The 15,080-nt window shown below is 35.8% G+C and carries 19 protein-coding genes; 9 read left to right on the forward strand and 10 right to left on the reverse strand.

Going from position 1 to position 15,080, the window contains the following annotated elements:
* Window positions 1–201: 201 nt before the first annotated feature.
* Entirely contained in the window at window positions 202–1,098 is an 897-nt protein-coding gene (locus tag AC5W2J_RS16190; RefSeq protein WP_496060507.1) for a nucleotidyl transferase AbiEii/AbiGii toxin family protein, read from the reverse strand.
* A 19-nt stretch (window positions 1,099–1,117) separates the two neighbouring features.
* Window positions 1,118–1,768, reverse strand: coding sequence for a hypothetical protein (locus AC5W2J_RS16195; RefSeq protein WP_496060508.1), 651 nt, complete (start codon window positions 1,766–1,768; stop codon window positions 1,118–1,120).
* Window positions 1,769–1,972: 204 nt separating this feature from the next.
* Here AC5W2J_RS16195 and AC5W2J_RS16200 point away from each other — a divergent pair, with 204 nt between their 5' ends.
* Both AC5W2J_RS16200 and AC5W2J_RS16205 read left to right on the forward strand, forming a co-directional pair.
* Entirely contained in the window at window positions 1,973–2,107 is a 135-nt protein-coding gene (locus AC5W2J_RS16200) for a hypothetical protein (RefSeq protein WP_496060509.1), read from the forward strand.
* 18 nt (window positions 2,108–2,125) lie between these two features.
* Window positions 2,126–2,416 carry a helix-turn-helix domain-containing protein gene (locus AC5W2J_RS16205; protein WP_496060510.1) on the forward strand — a complete coding sequence of 97 codons (291 nt, stop codon included), beginning with the start codon at window positions 2,126–2,128 and terminating at the stop codon, window positions 2,414–2,416.
* 115 nt (window positions 2,417–2,531) lie between these two features.
* On the opposite strand, the gene AC5W2J_RS16210 is transcribed toward AC5W2J_RS16205, so the two are convergent.
* From AC5W2J_RS16210 to AC5W2J_RS16220, 3 genes are all read right to left on the reverse strand, one after another.
* Window positions 2,532–2,741 carry a hypothetical protein gene (locus AC5W2J_RS16210; protein WP_496060511.1) on the reverse strand — a complete coding sequence of 70 codons (210 nt, stop codon included), beginning with the start codon at window positions 2,739–2,741 and terminating at the stop codon, window positions 2,532–2,534.
* Between the two features lie 21 nt (window positions 2,742–2,762).
* Window positions 2,763–2,948, reverse strand: coding sequence for a hypothetical protein (locus AC5W2J_RS16215; RefSeq protein WP_496060512.1), 186 nt, complete (start codon window positions 2,946–2,948; stop codon window positions 2,763–2,765).
* Between the two features lie 95 nt (window positions 2,949–3,043).
* On the reverse strand, window positions 3,044–4,372 hold the full coding sequence (locus AC5W2J_RS16220) for a peptidoglycan-binding domain-containing protein (RefSeq protein ID WP_496060513.1): 1,329 nt from the start codon (window positions 4,370–4,372) through the stop codon (window positions 3,044–3,046).
* Between the two features lie 225 nt (window positions 4,373–4,597).
* Here AC5W2J_RS16220 and AC5W2J_RS16225 point away from each other — a divergent pair, with 225 nt between their 5' ends.
* From AC5W2J_RS16225 to AC5W2J_RS16235, 3 genes are read left to right on the forward strand one after another with little or no spacing between them, the layout of a single operon-like run.
* Complete coding sequence (locus AC5W2J_RS16225) at window positions 4,598–5,218, forward strand: sigma-70 family RNA polymerase sigma factor (protein WP_496060514.1); 621 nt, start codon at window positions 4,598–4,600, stop codon at window positions 5,216–5,218.
* Entirely contained in the window at window positions 5,215–5,466 is a 252-nt protein-coding gene (locus AC5W2J_RS16230; RefSeq protein WP_496060515.1) for a hypothetical protein, read from the forward strand. Before AC5W2J_RS16225 ends, AC5W2J_RS16230 begins: the two co-directional genes overlap by 4 nt.
* A 41-nt stretch (window positions 5,467–5,507) precedes the next feature.
* Window positions 5,508–5,687 carry a hypothetical protein gene (locus tag AC5W2J_RS16235; RefSeq protein ID WP_496060516.1) on the forward strand — a complete coding sequence of 60 codons (180 nt, stop codon included), beginning with the start codon at window positions 5,508–5,510 and terminating at the stop codon, window positions 5,685–5,687.
* 51 nt (window positions 5,688–5,738) lie between these two features.
* On the opposite strand, the gene AC5W2J_RS16240 is transcribed toward AC5W2J_RS16235, so the two are convergent.
* Window positions 5,739–5,921 (reverse strand): YvrJ family protein, encoded by a 183-nt coding sequence (locus AC5W2J_RS16240; RefSeq protein ID WP_496060517.1) that lies wholly within the window; start codon window positions 5,919–5,921, stop codon window positions 5,739–5,741.
* 247 nt (window positions 5,922–6,168) lie between these two features.
* Between AC5W2J_RS16240 and AC5W2J_RS16245 the strand changes: the two genes are divergently transcribed.
* Window positions 6,169–6,417 carry a helix-turn-helix transcriptional regulator gene (locus AC5W2J_RS16245; RefSeq protein ID WP_496060518.1) on the forward strand — a complete coding sequence of 83 codons (249 nt, stop codon included), beginning with the start codon at window positions 6,169–6,171 and terminating at the stop codon, window positions 6,415–6,417.
* Between the two features lie 339 nt (window positions 6,418–6,756).
* On the opposite strand, the gene AC5W2J_RS16250 is transcribed toward AC5W2J_RS16245, so the two are convergent.
* Both AC5W2J_RS16250 and AC5W2J_RS16255 read right to left on the reverse strand, forming a co-directional pair.
* On the reverse strand, window positions 6,757–7,185 hold the full coding sequence (locus AC5W2J_RS16250; protein ID WP_496060519.1) for a hypothetical protein: 429 nt from the start codon (window positions 7,183–7,185) through the stop codon (window positions 6,757–6,759).
* 312 nt (window positions 7,186–7,497) lie between these two features.
* Complete coding sequence (locus AC5W2J_RS16255; protein ID WP_496060520.1) at window positions 7,498–8,097, reverse strand: recombinase family protein; 600 nt, start codon at window positions 8,095–8,097, stop codon at window positions 7,498–7,500.
* A 370-nt stretch (window positions 8,098–8,467) separates the two neighbouring features.
* On the opposite strand from AC5W2J_RS16255, the gene AC5W2J_RS16260 reads away from it, so the two are divergent.
* The 3 genes from AC5W2J_RS16260 (at window position 8,468) to AC5W2J_RS16270 (ending at window position 12,237) form a co-directional block, all read left to right on the forward strand.
* Complete coding sequence (locus AC5W2J_RS16260) at window positions 8,468–9,271, forward strand: nucleotidyltransferase (RefSeq protein ID WP_496060521.1); 804 nt, start codon at window positions 8,468–8,470, stop codon at window positions 9,269–9,271.
* 375 nt (window positions 9,272–9,646) lie between these two features.
* On the forward strand, window positions 9,647–11,227 hold the full coding sequence (locus AC5W2J_RS16265) for an ATP-dependent nuclease (RefSeq protein WP_496060522.1): 1,581 nt from the start codon (window positions 9,647–9,649) through the stop codon (window positions 11,225–11,227).
* On the forward strand, window positions 11,215–12,237 hold the full coding sequence (locus AC5W2J_RS16270; RefSeq protein WP_496060523.1) for a UvrD-helicase domain-containing protein: 1,023 nt from the start codon (window positions 11,215–11,217) through the stop codon (window positions 12,235–12,237). Before AC5W2J_RS16265 ends, AC5W2J_RS16270 begins: the two co-directional genes overlap by 13 nt.
* Before the next feature lie 276 nt (window positions 12,238–12,513).
* Here the strand turns inward: AC5W2J_RS16270 and AC5W2J_RS16275 are convergent, their stop codons facing one another.
* Entirely contained in the window at window positions 12,514–13,380 is an 867-nt protein-coding gene (locus AC5W2J_RS16275) for an RNA polymerase sigma-70 factor (protein ID WP_496060524.1), read from the reverse strand.
* A 3-nt stretch (window positions 13,381–13,383) separates the two neighbouring features.
* Window positions 13,384–14,652, reverse strand: coding sequence for a phytoene desaturase family protein (locus AC5W2J_RS16280; protein WP_496060525.1), 1,269 nt, complete (start codon window positions 14,650–14,652; stop codon window positions 13,384–13,386).
* Between the last annotated feature and the right edge of the window lie 428 nt (window positions 14,653–15,080).

Raw genomic sequence — 15,080 nt, forward strand, 5'->3', positions numbered from 1 at the left:
AAATAAAGCAAGCGTGTATACATTACTCCACACATAGTTAACTATCATAAGAATAGTACAAATGATTAGAAGCAGTAACGTTTTCTCCTTCACCTTATCTCTTCTCCCTATGCATCGTTCGTTCTTCGTTTTCTCCTTACCTCCTTTGCCTGTCCCACTATCTTCTGTTGAAAAGGAACAAGATGAAGAACCTAGAAGGATTTATTCTATTCTTTTCGGTAAAAACCCTTTTTGTATGATAGCTTCCAGACTGTTGATGGACTCTTCGTATGACACATCTTCAGCCAAAAATGTTTTCGTGTTTCGATGGTAATCTTGCTTGTAGAACGCCGTAGCGATGATGTTTTGCAGGGTTTCGGTTAACGCATATCCCGGTTGACTGGATACCGTATCTTTCCCCTCTTGGCGAATCGCAATCACTTCTGGCAAGATCGTCTCTAACGTAGAAATGTCTAAATAGTTGCTGTGCCATATTTTATGTAGGTCATATAAATGCCGAGAATAGCGTGTACTTTCCTCTTTTTCATAATAATCACAGATAGCAAACACCTTGTCCAAAAACGTTCGATCAATCGACTGTACGTTAGCCAGAAATGGAGCCATGTCATACTCTTTGAAGAAACGCTCCTTTTCCGCCTCTTCTCCAGCAGCTCCCATCACGAATTGGGTAATGTAATTGCTGACGGATCGCTGTTCAAAGGGAAAGGGCTTAAAGGCCACATTTGTTTCCACTAGGATATGCGGGCTCATTTGAGCATCACCAGCAAAATATTTCTCATAGGCAATTTTATATTCATTAAACTCGCGTCCCGACCGGATCTCCTCTACATTCAGTAAGTCAAAACCTAACTGATCAATCACCTCGACTATATCCGTTTTCAGTTGCTTCTTTTGGCCTCTGGAGAGTTTCGTCGTTCCTTTTTCTAAAAGGACACTAACATCCAGATCCTCGGAAAAGCGCTTGATTACCTCATAGCATTTGGATAGAGAGGTGCCTCCTTTAAATACAATCGACGGCCTCCTCTCTACTAACTGTTTAAGCAGCAGGGACACATAGTAATCTTTTTCTACCTGGAAGTCTCTCAAACCGAAAGCCACGGCTGCGGACTGGATAAGGCTATTGAACAGCTCCTTGTCTTCGTGTAATCGCATCAAATAACCCCGATTCATATACTTTTAGTTTTGTTTTGACGGGATAGGCATCCATGTACGTTTTCAACGTCTCTTCCTCGAACGAAACCCCACCCAAATACGCTACTAGTTGGGACATGCCCTCGGAAAGGGACTTTTCACTGTATCGCTCGTAGTCATTTAGCAGGTCGAGTACCTGAAGCAGCTTATAATTTTCATTCGTGATCCGTACTCTCGGCTTTTTCACGATCACTTTGTTGGTATAGAAGGTCACTTCCCGTTGCACCGACGACGTCTGATTGGTAGCGATCGTCGCAACAGCTGCCGTTTGGGACGTTAAGCCAAGCCTGTTCGCAAAGTTGGTGCCTGCGATATAGCCTTCTACATTCTCTTGTCGCTTTAAAAACTTTCGTTCGATCATTCGTTCCACACTTAAAACCGGTGTCCCGAACAGCGGTTTTTTCTTCGGAATAAAATAGAGACCGTTTTGGACTTTCTCTACCAGCCCCTTATCAGCCAGGCGCTTGAATTGCTGCCGCAGGGTGTTCGGATTCATGGGCAGGTCTTCTTTGACCTGATCGGTAAAGATCGGTTCGTCGTATCCGTAGGTGTCTAGTAAAAACTGATAAAACCTCATGCTACTTCCCCTCCTATATTCATTGTAACATTTTTATATTATTATTTTCCATAAACGTTACACATGCGTGATACAAAAAATAATACATGATAGAGACCTGCTCTATCATGTATTTTCATAAATAGCTTAATAACGTTTTCATAATCATTGATAGCCTATATGCTATCATAGAAATTGATTATCTAGAAAATAAGTGGACCAACGATGGCATTTATCGTGAGTATAGGAGGGCCAAAATGTATTATTGCTGCATCCTTTAATAAAACATACAACGGAGCGATCCGACGGCCGGACATTGTCCCCGCGGGACAAGCGTATGAAGAGTATGGCAACCGTTGAATAAAGGAGGAAACGTTCATGAGTAATGGATTTAACAACTACGAACAAGCAGTAGGAAAAGCTCATATGGATCAATTAAAGCAAGAAGCAGCACTGGCCGCAGCCATTAAAACCAAGAGACAACAACAAGGATTATCGCAGCAGGCGCTCGCCGATGCGATTGGAAAACCGAAATCGACGATCGGTCGGATTGAAGCGGGCATCACCGTCCCCCAAGTGTCCACGTTATTAGCGATTGCGAATGTATTACACACGTCTTTTTCTATCGGAGAAACCCTATCTGACACGAATGATAAAGTATCTTTGTAAAACAAGAAAAACCGAGCATAATCTTCAAGGATTATTATGCTCGGTTTTATTTACTATAACAAAGTTAAAGAAGATTCTATCTACAAAAAACTATTAATTAAGTTATATGATATTTTTATGTTTTGTTTATTTCTTTTTTCTTTCTTAAAGCTCGCCAGAAACTCACCCATATAAGAACTGCACCCATAAATATAGTTAAACGCCAATTAAATCCTTCCATCGAAAAATTATATACTAGTGTAAATAAAAAAAGGATACCAATAGTCACTACAAATCCGTTTAACAATTGCATATTTATTGAGCTTTTGCCTTTTTTACTCTCCATGAGTTCTCCCTTCTTGTACCACTATATCAAAATCCATTTTTCTAATAAAAGAATGATTGCTGCAAAAAGAAAAGAATGAATAAAAGCAGAATACAATCCTTTAGTTAGATAAATTTCTTTCCTTGAAAAATTTAAAATAAGTCTCAACACACTACCGAAACATCCAACAATTAAAGAAATTAAAATAACAAGTACAATAGAGTTCATTATAAGTTCCTCCTTTTCTATTTCCTTTATCAGTGAAATTAAACGTAAATATTAACCAGGATAATCTCTAGGAGATTATCCTGGTTAATTATTCACTAATTACAAATGGCATCAGCAATAGGTTGACCAAGAACCTCACCACAACCAGCGCCTACGAAGAGACCAACTACCGTGGCTGTTCCACTTGAAGCTGCTATAAATGGAGCTGCACATGCTGCCGAAACTCCAAACCTAACAGGAGACTCACATGCGTCTAAATGATCTAGAAAAAATGGACTAACGTGTAATGGGCCAGACGTAGAAGCTCCTTGTAATGATTCAGTGATTTCTTTTTGAATGTCTAATTCAGCATTAGTCAATTCTAGTACAGTATCACTTTTTTCTTGAATATTATTACCATTTACATCGTATACTTTTAAACTAGCTGGACTTTCATATAAGTCTGCTTCAATTTCAATAAACGAAAAAACTTGAAGGTTTTTTTCTTTATCAAATGAAGCAAATAGATTAATAGCGCTAGAATCTCCATCCATATTCGCTGAAAATATAAAAGATTCTACTAATCCATCAGCATGGTTTTGCGTATATTTTCCTGAAGCAGCATTTCCGATACTACCAGCGCTTGAGGGTATAACTGACTCAAAAGCAGTATTATTTTGCAAAATACTCAAAAGTTCATTTGTTTCGGTTTCCGTTGATTCTGTTATAGACATTGCTCGACCTTCGTTTTCTAAATACTCTTCTAAATCTTCAGAAGTAGACAATTGAAATGCATCTAAATCAAGAAGGTTCATAGTAACCGGTCCTACAATACCGTCTTCTTTTTGTTCGTTTGCTTCTTGAAAACGTCTCACAGCTTCTTGAGTAATTGATCCGTAAAATCCTCCCACTTCCAATGAAATATCTACGCTCTCTTGTGCGTTTAGTTGCTCTTGGATTCTCCGAACTGCACTTCCTCTTGCTCCATAATCAAGCAAAATCGTTTCTCGTTCTTCATCCATTGTCCGAAGTGTATTAGGACCTGCAATGCCGTCTACCGTAAGATCATTGTGCGATTGGAATCGTTCCACACCTGCTTCTGTTTCATTGCCATAATCACCGTCGGCTCCAAACTGAGGAAGTTCAATATAAAAATACATCAGATCTTCCTGAAGCATTTCAATCGCTCGAGTATTGGTAAAGCTGGAGCGAATCGTAACTAGATCCCGAAGGCCATTGAGGGTAATGGGCCCCGCAATTCCATCCTGCGTGATTCCTGCGAACGCTTGATACTCCCGCACCGCCTGATCGGTTTCCGATCCATAAATCCCGTCTACCTCATATTGGGTTAGTAAGCTGGGGTTTGCCCGAATCAGCATTCTTTGAAGCGTCTCAATCTTTCTCTTGGGGGAACTTTCTGTAATAATGCGATCATCTAAACTCATGGTATCTCTCTCCTCTAATAGATAGTAAGCAGCAAAAAGCGTTTCTTGAAGAAGAAAGGCTTCTTCTATTTGTTGATTTTGCTGCTTCTATGTTCTAAAGGGAGAATGGCTCCTTTTATACAACCAAACAGGAAATAAAATAAAAAACGAACAAATGTTCTGTTTTTGGTTGTTTTTCTCTTTCTTTTTTCTCTTTTATAAAGAGAAGGGAAAAGGAGGACATCTATGAACACTCTCAAAACTCATCCTTGTTTAGCGATCCAGCAATTTCAGCAAGAACACAGCCATTTTTTAAATGACCCTATTGTTCATGCCTTTTTTCAAGAGTCAAAGCATCTTACCTTACTTCTTGATGCCTTATGTTCTTCTTCCTCTCATGCGACAAAAAGATTGGACGAAAGCTTTCAAGCATTTTATACCGGGGTTAAAGTAGTTCATTATCTATCGAAAACGATCCATTGGGAGGCTATTCATTATGATAAAACCTGGCGAAAAAGAAACGAACTGTTTCCATTGGTACTGGATCAACCCATTTCTACAGATGAAAATCAAACGCTCATCTCCTCTTATGACAAACAAGACGCTTCTTTATTTCATACTATTTTTGAATGGCCTACTACAGCCTTAGAAGAGAAGATTGCTAATGAGACGCTTTATTATGCCTTTGATACCTTAACCGATCGACAAAAAGAAGTGCTTTATTTTATCTATGGAAAAGAAGAAAACACAAGAGCCATTTCGGAAAAGCTTGCGATTACACAGCAAGGAGTATCCCGCATTCACCAACAGGCTCTAACGAAATTAAGAAATCAGATTCTAAAGAAAGAGAAAGGAGAGAACATATGAAAGAGTGGAAAACGTGGATTATCGGAGCAAAGCAAGGAAATGAGAGTGATATGACAGCCATTATCGAAACGATCCAGCCGAAAATAAAAAAAGCGCTGCAACAAACCCATTATCAAAACCAGGAGGATCTAGAACAAATGTTAATCGAAAAAACCCTTCATATTGTGACCACCTATGATGAAACGACTGTCCCAGGGTTTTGGGAGTTTAAAAACAAATGGTACGACAAAAGACAACAGGTATCCTAAAGGACGCTCTTTATAGCTACCCATAGAAAGGATGAAAAGACATGAACCGGGATATATTTCAATGCTTATGTAACTCTAGAGGTCTCACTTCCACCATCTCACAGATCCTAGCGAGTGAAGCCTTAACCGCAGAAGAAAAAGCCATGCTGTATGATGCACTGATTGATGTACAAAAAGCAGCTAACCGTATTCAACGTTTCTGTAACAACGAACAAGAGTAACTTTATAGAAAAACAAGCAGTTCTCTTTCAATAGAGAGCTGCTTGTTCTTGTTATTTGTTAGAATACATTTTTGAAACATTCGCTTTTTCGCTTTCCACTGACCTGCCTACTTCTTGGATCGCTTTTGTAAGCGATTCTATCTTCTTTTCTAACCGAACCAGTAAATAACCGGCTACGACAATCGGAAAACCAACATTCCCTATAAAAACGGCCCAATCAGGAAAATGCTCCATTATCATTCCCCCCTTCCTATTCTCTAAAGGGAAACTTTTAGCCCGTCATCAACCAACACTACGATTTTTACTCGTGGAAATTTATATACCTTAATAAAGCTATTAATCTCGACGTACGACAATTCATTTGATTTGTGATTATAGATTAGTGAAATAATATACTAAAAACAGAATAACTCTCGATATAAGGAGAGTAGTAAACGTTATTTTGACAGAGTATCTTCTATTGCTAAGAGTTTAGTATGAATTGCCAGATCGATCAACTAAAAAAGAAGCAGCGCTGGCAGCAGCCATTAAAATCAAGCGACAGCAACAAGGGCTATCGCAACAGGCGCTCGCTGATGCGATTGGGAAACCAAAATCGACGATCGGTCGCATTGAAGCCGGCATTACCGTTCCGCAAGTGTCCACGTTATTAGCAATTGCGAACGTCTTACACACAACGTTTTCTATAGGAGAAGCATTAGCTGAGACAACCGATAAAGTCTCGTTATAAAACAAATAAAACCGAGCATACTCTACAAAGATTATGCTCGGTTTGTTTATTCATTCTTTTTTTATGTACATACCATTGCATTTATAAAATCTTCTTATTCGGCAGGTTTTCTGCTTTTCAAAAAGGTATAAAAGATGGATCCCACAGAGAAGAAAGTTACAATAATAAGACCTCTTTGGATAGTACTTTCCCATTCCATACCATCTAAGAAAAGCTCACTGTATATTAAAAGCAAAAAGAAACCGATCAATGCTCCAATCAATATGTTTATAAGTGGTTTTATGTATGGGATAGATATCTCCCTCTCTTTTACTTGTTGCTCCCTCTCGTTAGACTAACCTAATCCTTTGTTTCCGGTTGAACGATCCACTTTCCCTTCTTTAATTGATACCCTTGTCGGTTCATCGAGAAAAAGTAGCCTCCTAACATAATAAGTAAAGACACGGCAGCAATGACGCCTCCCATTAATATACTCATCCATAACCTTTCAAAGGTAAAAAGAAAGCCTGTCATCAGGATAGTTAAAATGGCAAAATAGGCGATCGGATTCTTTGTACCATCAAAATTTTGGTCAAATGTGGTCATACCTTCTTCTTTAAAATGCTTATACACGGTAAACCGAAAAAAGAAGCTGATCGTCGCCCCAGCCGCTACCCCTATTACTATATTATCTGCTACAGTTGCGACACCGAAAAGAACAGCAAAAGTAAAAATACCCAATATAAAACTTAATCCATGAAAAATGGCGTTTTTATCCTTCAATATCATCCTTCCTTTCTATTACTATTTAATAGATCACCTCTCTTCTCACATAATGAAACGAGAAAATAGAGCCAATAATGCTCCTACAATAAGTATAATCCCCCCTATTCGATATTTTTTAAATGACGGGGAGAAATAAAAATGCAGACCTAAAAATAAAATGCCCATAACAGTAAAAATGCTCCCCCATTCTGATGCATGTATAAAGAAGAGTAACATCACCCCTATCAATATAGAAACTGCAGAAGCAATATAAAATATGTAATTCATTAAAAATCCTCTTTTCTATAGCATACTATAAGGAAACAGATAACTAGTTTAACTTTCTAATTGTTTTACTAATTTATAAAACGTTGTTTTTTTTACCTCAGCTTTTTCCATGGCCTTTACTGCGGTGATCTTTCCTTCTTTCCATTCCTTGTACGCCTCTAAAAAAGCATCACTTGCTTGCGCTTGTGGTCTTCCATAAGCCTTTCCCTGTTTTAAAGCCATATCGATTCCTTCACGTTGGCGCTTTCGAATACGATCTCGTTCTTCCTGCGCCATCCAGGAGAGAATTTGCAGCACAAGATCAGCAATAAAGGTTCCCATGCTGTCTTTATATTGGGTCGTATCGAGTAAAGGCATATCCAGGACGACAATGTCGGCTTGGATTTCTTTTGTGATCGCATTCCATTCCTGCACGATCTCTTCCTTATTCCGGCCAAACCGATCCAGGGAATGAATATAGAGCACATCTCCTTTTCGTAGCATCCGCTTTAAGAGCTGGTACTGGTCCCTTTGAAAATCTTTCCCACTCACTTTATCGATAAAAATATCCCGCTTGGGGATGCCTTTATCGTTCATGGCTTGCACTTGTCGTCCTTCATTTTGATCTTTGCTGCTGACTCGTATGTACGCATAGTGACGATGTTCCATCGGTATCCCCTCTCTTTTTCCATTCCTCCTGGAAAGTATACCGTTTCCGTTCGTAAATGTGTAGGCAAAATAAAAAACGACCGTAAAGGTAATTACAACTTTTACGGACGTTCATAGTGATTCTTTTTGCTCTTATTTTATGCGTTCCTAAAAGTGTACTTTTACGGACGATTTTTCTCCGGTTCTACTCGCACATTCTTCTCTTTGAAAATTGATTAGAGAAAGACTTGGAAAGTTGAGGAGCTAAGTTTATTTTGTTAATATGTTTAAAGGTTGAGAAAGGAGCATTATGTATGTGTTGTTCTTGTTACTCAGTGGTTGATAAATACCCCAACTCTAATTAAAAAAATTATAGAATGGGGTTTTATAAATGATTTTTCAAAAGCAAATTATCCAATCGGTTAAAGAAAAGTGTGAACAAGATTCTCGTGTAACATCATGTATGATGTATGGTTCCTTTACAAAAGGCGAAGCGGATCAATATTCAGATGTCGAGTTTTATATATTTATAAATGACAGTATATTTGAGGATTTCGATTCGAAGGTATGGGTTGCAGAAATAGCCTCTTATGATTTGATGTTCCATAACGAGTTTGGGACAGAAGTTGTTATTTTTTCCAATTTGATTAGAGGAGAATTTCATTTTTCACCCATTTCCCAAATAGGAATTATCAAAAATTTTAAGCCTACGGGAATTTTTCCGGATACAAAGTCCATGTTTATTTATGACGCTTCAGGGATGTTAAAATCGCATTTGGATGATTTAGGCAACAGTAAACCAGAGCGAATGACAAATGAAAACGTGAATTTTTCTTTTAATAATTTCGTAAATTCTTGGTTGACGGGCATAAACGTTTTGAAAAGAGGAGAATTGGCACGTTCTTTAGAAGTTTTAACGAGTGTGCAAAAGTATATTTTACAATTGTTAAGAATTAAGGAACAAAATGTAGAGCGGTGGCTAAACAGCACAAAAAATTTGGAAAATGATCTGAGTACAGAAGTGTATAAGGAATATACTTTAATAAGTTCTAAATTAATAAATGAGGAACTCGAAACTGCCTACGTTCATGCTTTATTAGTAGCGGAAGATTTAATTGAAACACTGAGTCCTCATTATTCTTTTGAGACAGATAAAAAGCTGATTCTTAAACTTCGCCGCTATTTAATCCAATAAGTAGAAGGAAGCATTGATTATTATATCAGTGCTTCCTTTTTTTAAATAAAAGATGATTTGCTTTAGAGAAAAAGCTGTAAATGTATTAGCAAAATGAAGGTCAACCAAAATTATATATAATTGAAAATGAAAAAACCTTATCAAGAGTTCGATTTACATATTATCAGATTATCCGAAGCAGTTCCTATACGAAAGGAGAGAAGGTGTGCTTTTGTCAGCCTTTTCTCTCTCTTTTTGTTTGTGAAATCGCACTTTTATGAACAGGCTTACAAAATTATGATTTCAATAAAATATTTTAAGTTTGAATGAAATGTTAAAATGGTAATTGGTAATAAAATAATTAGAATTAATAAATAATTAAATGGAGGTAATTCAATGATTGAAAAGGTATTGCTCAAAAACTTTAAACAATTTAAAAACCAAGAGATTCCTTTTAACCCTGGTAGAAATGTACTAATTGGTGAAAATGGAGTTGGAAAATCGACTGTTTTATTAGCTATTTCAACTGTTTTAAGTGGTAGCTACTCGACTATTGAAAAGTATGGAATACATTCTCTTTTTAATAAAGAAACGATCACTGAATTTTTACATAGCGACAAAAAATATGAAGATTTGCCTATAGTCGAAGTTGAACTTTTTCTCGATCAGTCTATTCAAAACCACGAAATTAATGGAAAACATAATTCGACACAGAGGGAATTAAATGGATTAAAATTAAAATTTAGTCCTGACGATGAGTTTTCAGAGCAAATAAGATCTTCTTTATCAGAAACAGAGATTTTTCCATTTGAATATTATAAAGTGGAATTTCGTACTTTTTCTAAAAAGTCTTATAATAGTTATAAAAAGTATTCAGGGTTTCTGCATTATGCATATTTAGATGCTACTAAAGTAAATTCTGCTTACGCAATGAAAGATTATGTAAAAAGAATATATGAAAGCAAGACAAATGCTTCTAAAAGACATAGAATCAATAATGAGTATCGGCATGTTACTAACGAATTTTCAAACAAACTTTATAATGAATTTCAATTAGAAAAAAAGAATGAAGTCTCAATTAAATTAGACGATAGTGGTAATACAAGTTTTCAGCAAAATATCACAGCAGAAAAAGCCGGTATATCAATCCAAGAACTAGGCCAAGGAGAAAGGATGTTTATTAATACTGAGTTTATGTTGACTACTTCTGCTGCAGAATCTAGCATTATTCTTATTGAAGAACCAGAAAGTCATTTAAGTCATGTGAATATGCACAAGCTAATTGATAAAATGATTGAGACAGAAAGTGAAAAGCAGACATTTATAGCAACACACAGTAATATGATTACAGCTAGGCTTGATTTACATAATGCCATTTTTCTTACAGAAGATAATTTCATAAAGCTAGACGATTTAAATAAAGACACCACTAAATTTTTTCAGAAGGCACCAAATCATAACATTTTAGATTTTATATTATCATCTAAGGCGATTTTAGTAGAGGGTGATGCAGAATATATTCTTTTAAACGAATTCTATAAAGTTATTCAAGGTACGGAGCCCCATAGCGATGATATATCTATAATTTCATGTGGAGGAAAAACCTTTAAGCGTTACATCGAAATAGCAGACTTACTTAATAAAAAAGTAGCTATAATAACAGATAATGATAAAGATTACGCAAACAATATAAAAGAAAACTATGGAGAGCTCCCAAAAAACATTAAAATTTTTGCAGATCAAGAGGATGGAAACTACACTTTTGAGGTATGCATATATAATGAAAATAAGGCATTTTTAGAACGGTATTTGAAAAACACCAATATGAGTAATGGAGTTCAAGCTTTTATGTTAAATAGTAAAGCAGAAGCTGCCTTTAGAATACTTCAACTTTTTATGAATGATAATGAAGAAACTGATATTAATAAATTTACTATTCCTAAATATATAGAGGACGCGATTAAATGGCTACCTTAAAAAGTGATAAAGTTGTATTAAATGCTGTAGCTGGTTCTGGAAAAACAAGCTTTATTATAGATCAGTTAGATATTGAAAAGAAAAGTTTGATATTAACTTATACTATAAACAATCAAAATAATTTAAAAGAAAAAATAATTAAAAAATTTGGTTATATGCCGGAAAATGTTTATGTGTATGGATATTTTCATTTTTTATTGAATTTTATTATAAAGCCTTTATGTTTAGAACCAATTACTAATATATTATATAAAACTCCACACTATTCTTATACTTCACCATTTACGCGAGATAAAAAATTCGTATATTCAAATAGAATAGCAAAATATATTTTGGAATCACTTCCTGAATTTAAACCAAGAATGGAAAAGTACTTTGATAATGTATTTATAGATGAAATCCAAGATTTAGCATCTGACGATTTTAATTGGATGAAATCTTTAGGAGAAATTAGTATTCCAGTTATATTAGTAGGGGATTTTAACCAACATACATATGATTCAAGTCGAAGAGGAAATAATTTAAAAAAACTTTTTTCTGATAAAAATTTCTATAGAAAAAAACTTGAAGAAGCTGGCTTTTTCTTTGATGAAGAAACTTTATTAAAAAGTTATAGATGCTCTAAGGAAGTATGTGTATTCGTCAAAGAAAAACTTGAAATTAATATTGAGTCATACCACGAGCATACTTCAACAATTGAATTTATAGAAGATCCAACAGAAATTGAAAGAATTTTTAATGACAACTCAATAACGAAATTATTTTATGAAAAAGCGGCCGATTACAGATGTAATTCTAGTAATTGGGGAGATTCCAAAGGCTTTTCTTACACAAATGTTTGTATAATTCTAAATGATACTACCTTTAACGCATTTAATAAAAATGACTTGAAAAATTTAAAGCCTTTAACTTTAGGGAAGTTTTATGTGGCTTGTACTAGAACCGAAAATAATTTGTGGTTTATTCAACAAAAAGATATACCCAAAGAAATGAAGTTAATTTCTAAGTAAGTTAAAAAAAGATCATAAACTTAACACAATCCAACTTATTAGAATCTAATAAGATAGAAAAAGAGAAAAAATGTGCTTTGCTTAGCCTTTTTCCCCTTTTTTTGTAAAAACGTACTTTAACGGATGGTTATGTATAAAAGTTTATACAGTCATAGGCAATATTAATCTTTCAGTGTAAATCAGCCATTGAGATGGATGCCGGAACATTCTCCATTACTCTTCGTACATTATACCTTCTTTATTAAAAGCTGTTATTATACTTTGACATCTAATCAATCAATTGGTTACGGATAGCTTATCTGGATTCAAGACAAGATATATTTCATGAATTACTTCTTGTTGGATGTAAAAGGAAATCACTGCATATAAATGATCCTCCAAATAACATACAAGACCAGGCTGTCCGTTGACTGTCATTTCTTCTATTGATAAATTTCGAGGGGATTTTTTCTTAATTCCATATAAAAAAGCAGATACTCTTTCGCTTGAAAAAATTGGGCGAAGCGCAGCTTTTACTTTTCCACCACCATCGGAGTAAAGTGTAACATTTTCAGAAATTAACTCTAGCATGTCTTGCTGTTTGTTTTTTTGAAAGGCTTCCACAAATTGATTGACCATCGCTCGGTTCTTTTCATAGTGAAGGCTTTCTTTTTCTGTCTTAACCAGTTTTTCTTTTGCGCGGCTAAAAACTTTACGACAGTTATCTTCTTTCTTTTCAACGATAATACTGACATCTCTATATGAAAATTCCAGCACTTGTCGTAAAAGAAATACAGCACGCTCTGTTGGTGTAAGGTGTTCCATCATTAGTAAATAAGCCATGCTTAATCCTTCCATTTGTAAAACATATTTAACAGGATCATTAAACGAATTATTAGAGATTAAAAGAGGTTCTGGGAGCCATGGGCCGATATAGTGTTCACGTTTTTTTCTAGAAGACCTTAATATATCCAGACAACTATTGGTCATTATTTTACAAAAGTATGCTTTTTTATTGTCAATCCATTGTTCATCCAGTTGATATGCCTTTAGAAATGTTTCTTGAACCAAGTCTTCTGCCTCTGTCACCGAACCGAGTAGACGATAGCCCAAGGAAAACAGTAAAGGCTTTAACTCTTCATAATCTTCATTGCTTATTTGCATTATTCAATCCCCTTTCTTTAGGAGTTCAAGTGCTGCCTGTTTTCCACTGCTAACTGCACCTTCCGCCAGTATAGAGTCTGGAGAAGCCCAGTCTCCAGCAATAAAGAAACCGGGCAAAGTGGTTTCTGATTTATTTAATATCTTTGCATCACCAGGAAGCGGCAATCGCTGGTTTACAGTAATGTGCGGAAGATAGCGACTGGTGATGAGCGTGGAACGCCATCCTGGCTGCAATCGGTCAAGAAAGAGTTCTAAATCCATTTTTTCTTTCTTAGCATCTGTCACTTCATTTGGATGGTGGTATTTCATTACATGAATCACCGCGCTGTTATCTTTTTTTGATAACCTCGCATAAGGAGAATGGACAGAATAGTAGAAGGCATCGTCTACCGAAAGAGCAATTAAGTTCTTAGGCTTCGGAAGTTTGCTTAATGCAATGTCTAACACGGCACCAGTTATTGGTTGCATTTTACTATAGTATGGCTTTTCATGAAATTCGTGTTGAAGAATGTGAGGAAGTAAGTCTGGCTTTCCTGTATAGATCACATTTTTACTTGTAACAGTTTCTCCACTTGAAAATTGCAGCGTATATAAACCCTCTTCTTGAATAGTGATGTTTTTTACTTTCGTTCCGGTTTGAATTTGGACCTCTGCCATCACAGCTTGATTGTTCAGTTGGTCGATAACTGATTGCCAGCCACCGTCAATATAGATCGCTCCTCCAAGAGAACGCTGTATATGAGTAAGGATGACTTTGGCATCCGTCTGATCCGGAGCATGACTGTAAGTTGCGAGACGGCCCATCGTATAAACGAGCTGTTGAACCTTCGTAGATTTCACCCGATCTTCCACCCACTGCTGAAAGCTTTGCTCCTTAACCGATGATACATCGATCTTAGTTATTTTCACTAAGAAAGACATCCATTCCATTTTTTCCTTCATGTTTAAAAAAGAAGTTGAAAAAATTCCTCCCAAGGATAATGGCAATGTATGCATTTCATTTTTTTCCAAAAGCAGCCCATTAAGTTTCGGTGATTTTCCTTTAAGTACAATGCCCAGTTCTTTTAAAATGGCAGGCGCTTTCCCCTTTTTATAAAATGCGTGCGGTCCTAAATTAAAAAACTGATCTTTAAAGATATCCGTTTTTGCGCGGCCACCAACAGATTTTGCCTGTTCCACAAGCAGAACCGGTATTTTTTCCTTTGCCAAACACAGAGCCGCTACATAGCCAGCAAGCCCACTTCCAATGATGACTACTTTCTGATTTTTCATTTTCTAGCACGTCCTTTACTTTTTAATACCTAAGACGAACTCAAAAGTTATTTGTGACAAATATAAGGAAAACTTTATATATTGAAGTAATACCATTAAAGCTGTCAGTAAAAGCAAAAGGAAAGCATGCCAGAAACGAAGCGTGTTTACTGAAAAAGTAAACAACTTTATTTTCACTCAACACGATGATACTATTAAAATTGATTAGAGAACTATTTTGATATTTTGCTTCTTAAAGCACAAAGTAAGATAAAAAAAAGCAGAACAGTATAGCAGTTACGAAGCTAGAAACCGCCATATCTCAAGTTGTGTTTATTAGAGAAGAACAGCACATGATGTAGAGGTATTTGAGAATAGTTGTTTAGAGAAATCGAATAAAATTTCCAGAAAGAATTTTATTGTCTATTCTCTTTTGGAGCGTTAACTAT

The organism is Sinobaca sp. SA16-1, assembly GCF_059510515.1.

Coding starts and splice junctions, on each gene's coding strand:
- AC5W2J_RS16195 (WP_496060508.1), bottom strand. CDS start 1,768: ATGAGGTTTTATCAGTTTTTACTAGACACCTACGGATACGACGAACCG.
- AC5W2J_RS16200 (WP_496060509.1), top strand. CDS start 1,973: ATGGCATTTATCGTGAGTATAGGAGGGCCAAAATGTATTATTGCTGCA.
- AC5W2J_RS16205 (WP_496060510.1), top strand. CDS start 2,126: ATGAGTAATGGATTTAACAACTACGAACAAGCAGTAGGAAAAGCTCAT.
- AC5W2J_RS16210 (WP_496060511.1), bottom strand. CDS start 2,741: ATGGAGAGTAAAAAAGGCAAAAGCTCAATAAATATGCAATTGTTAAAC.
- AC5W2J_RS16215 (WP_496060512.1), bottom strand. CDS start 2,948: ATGAACTCTATTGTACTTGTTATTTTAATTTCTTTAATTGTTGGATGT.
- AC5W2J_RS16220 (WP_496060513.1), bottom strand. CDS start 4,372: ATGAGTTTAGATGATCGCATTATTACAGAAAGTTCCCCCAAGAGAAAG.
- AC5W2J_RS16225 (WP_496060514.1), top strand. CDS start 4,598: ATGAACACTCTCAAAACTCATCCTTGTTTAGCGATCCAGCAATTTCAG.
- AC5W2J_RS16230 (WP_496060515.1), top strand. CDS start 5,215: ATGAAAGAGTGGAAAACGTGGATTATCGGAGCAAAGCAAGGAAATGAG.
- AC5W2J_RS16235 (WP_496060516.1), top strand. CDS start 5,508: ATGAACCGGGATATATTTCAATGCTTATGTAACTCTAGAGGTCTCACT.
- AC5W2J_RS16240 (WP_496060517.1), bottom strand. CDS start 5,921: ATGGAGCATTTTCCTGATTGGGCCGTTTTTATAGGGAATGTTGGTTTT.
- AC5W2J_RS16250 (WP_496060519.1), bottom strand. CDS start 7,185: ATGATATTGAAGGATAAAAACGCCATTTTTCATGGATTAAGTTTTATA.
- AC5W2J_RS16255 (WP_496060520.1), bottom strand. CDS start 8,097: ATGGAACATCGTCACTATGCGTACATACGAGTCAGCAGCAAAGATCAA.
- AC5W2J_RS16260 (WP_496060521.1), top strand. CDS start 8,468: ATGATTTTTCAAAAGCAAATTATCCAATCGGTTAAAGAAAAGTGTGAA.
- AC5W2J_RS16265 (WP_496060522.1), top strand. CDS start 9,647: ATGATTGAAAAGGTATTGCTCAAAAACTTTAAACAATTTAAAAACCAA.
- AC5W2J_RS16270 (WP_496060523.1), top strand. CDS start 11,215: ATGGCTACCTTAAAAAGTGATAAAGTTGTATTAAATGCTGTAGCTGGT.
- AC5W2J_RS16275 (WP_496060524.1), bottom strand. CDS start 13,380: ATGCAAATAAGCAATGAAGATTATGAAGAGTTAAAGCCTTTACTGTTT.
- AC5W2J_RS16280 (WP_496060525.1), bottom strand. CDS start 14,652: ATGAAAAATCAGAAAGTAGTCATCATTGGAAGTGGGCTTGCTGGCTAT.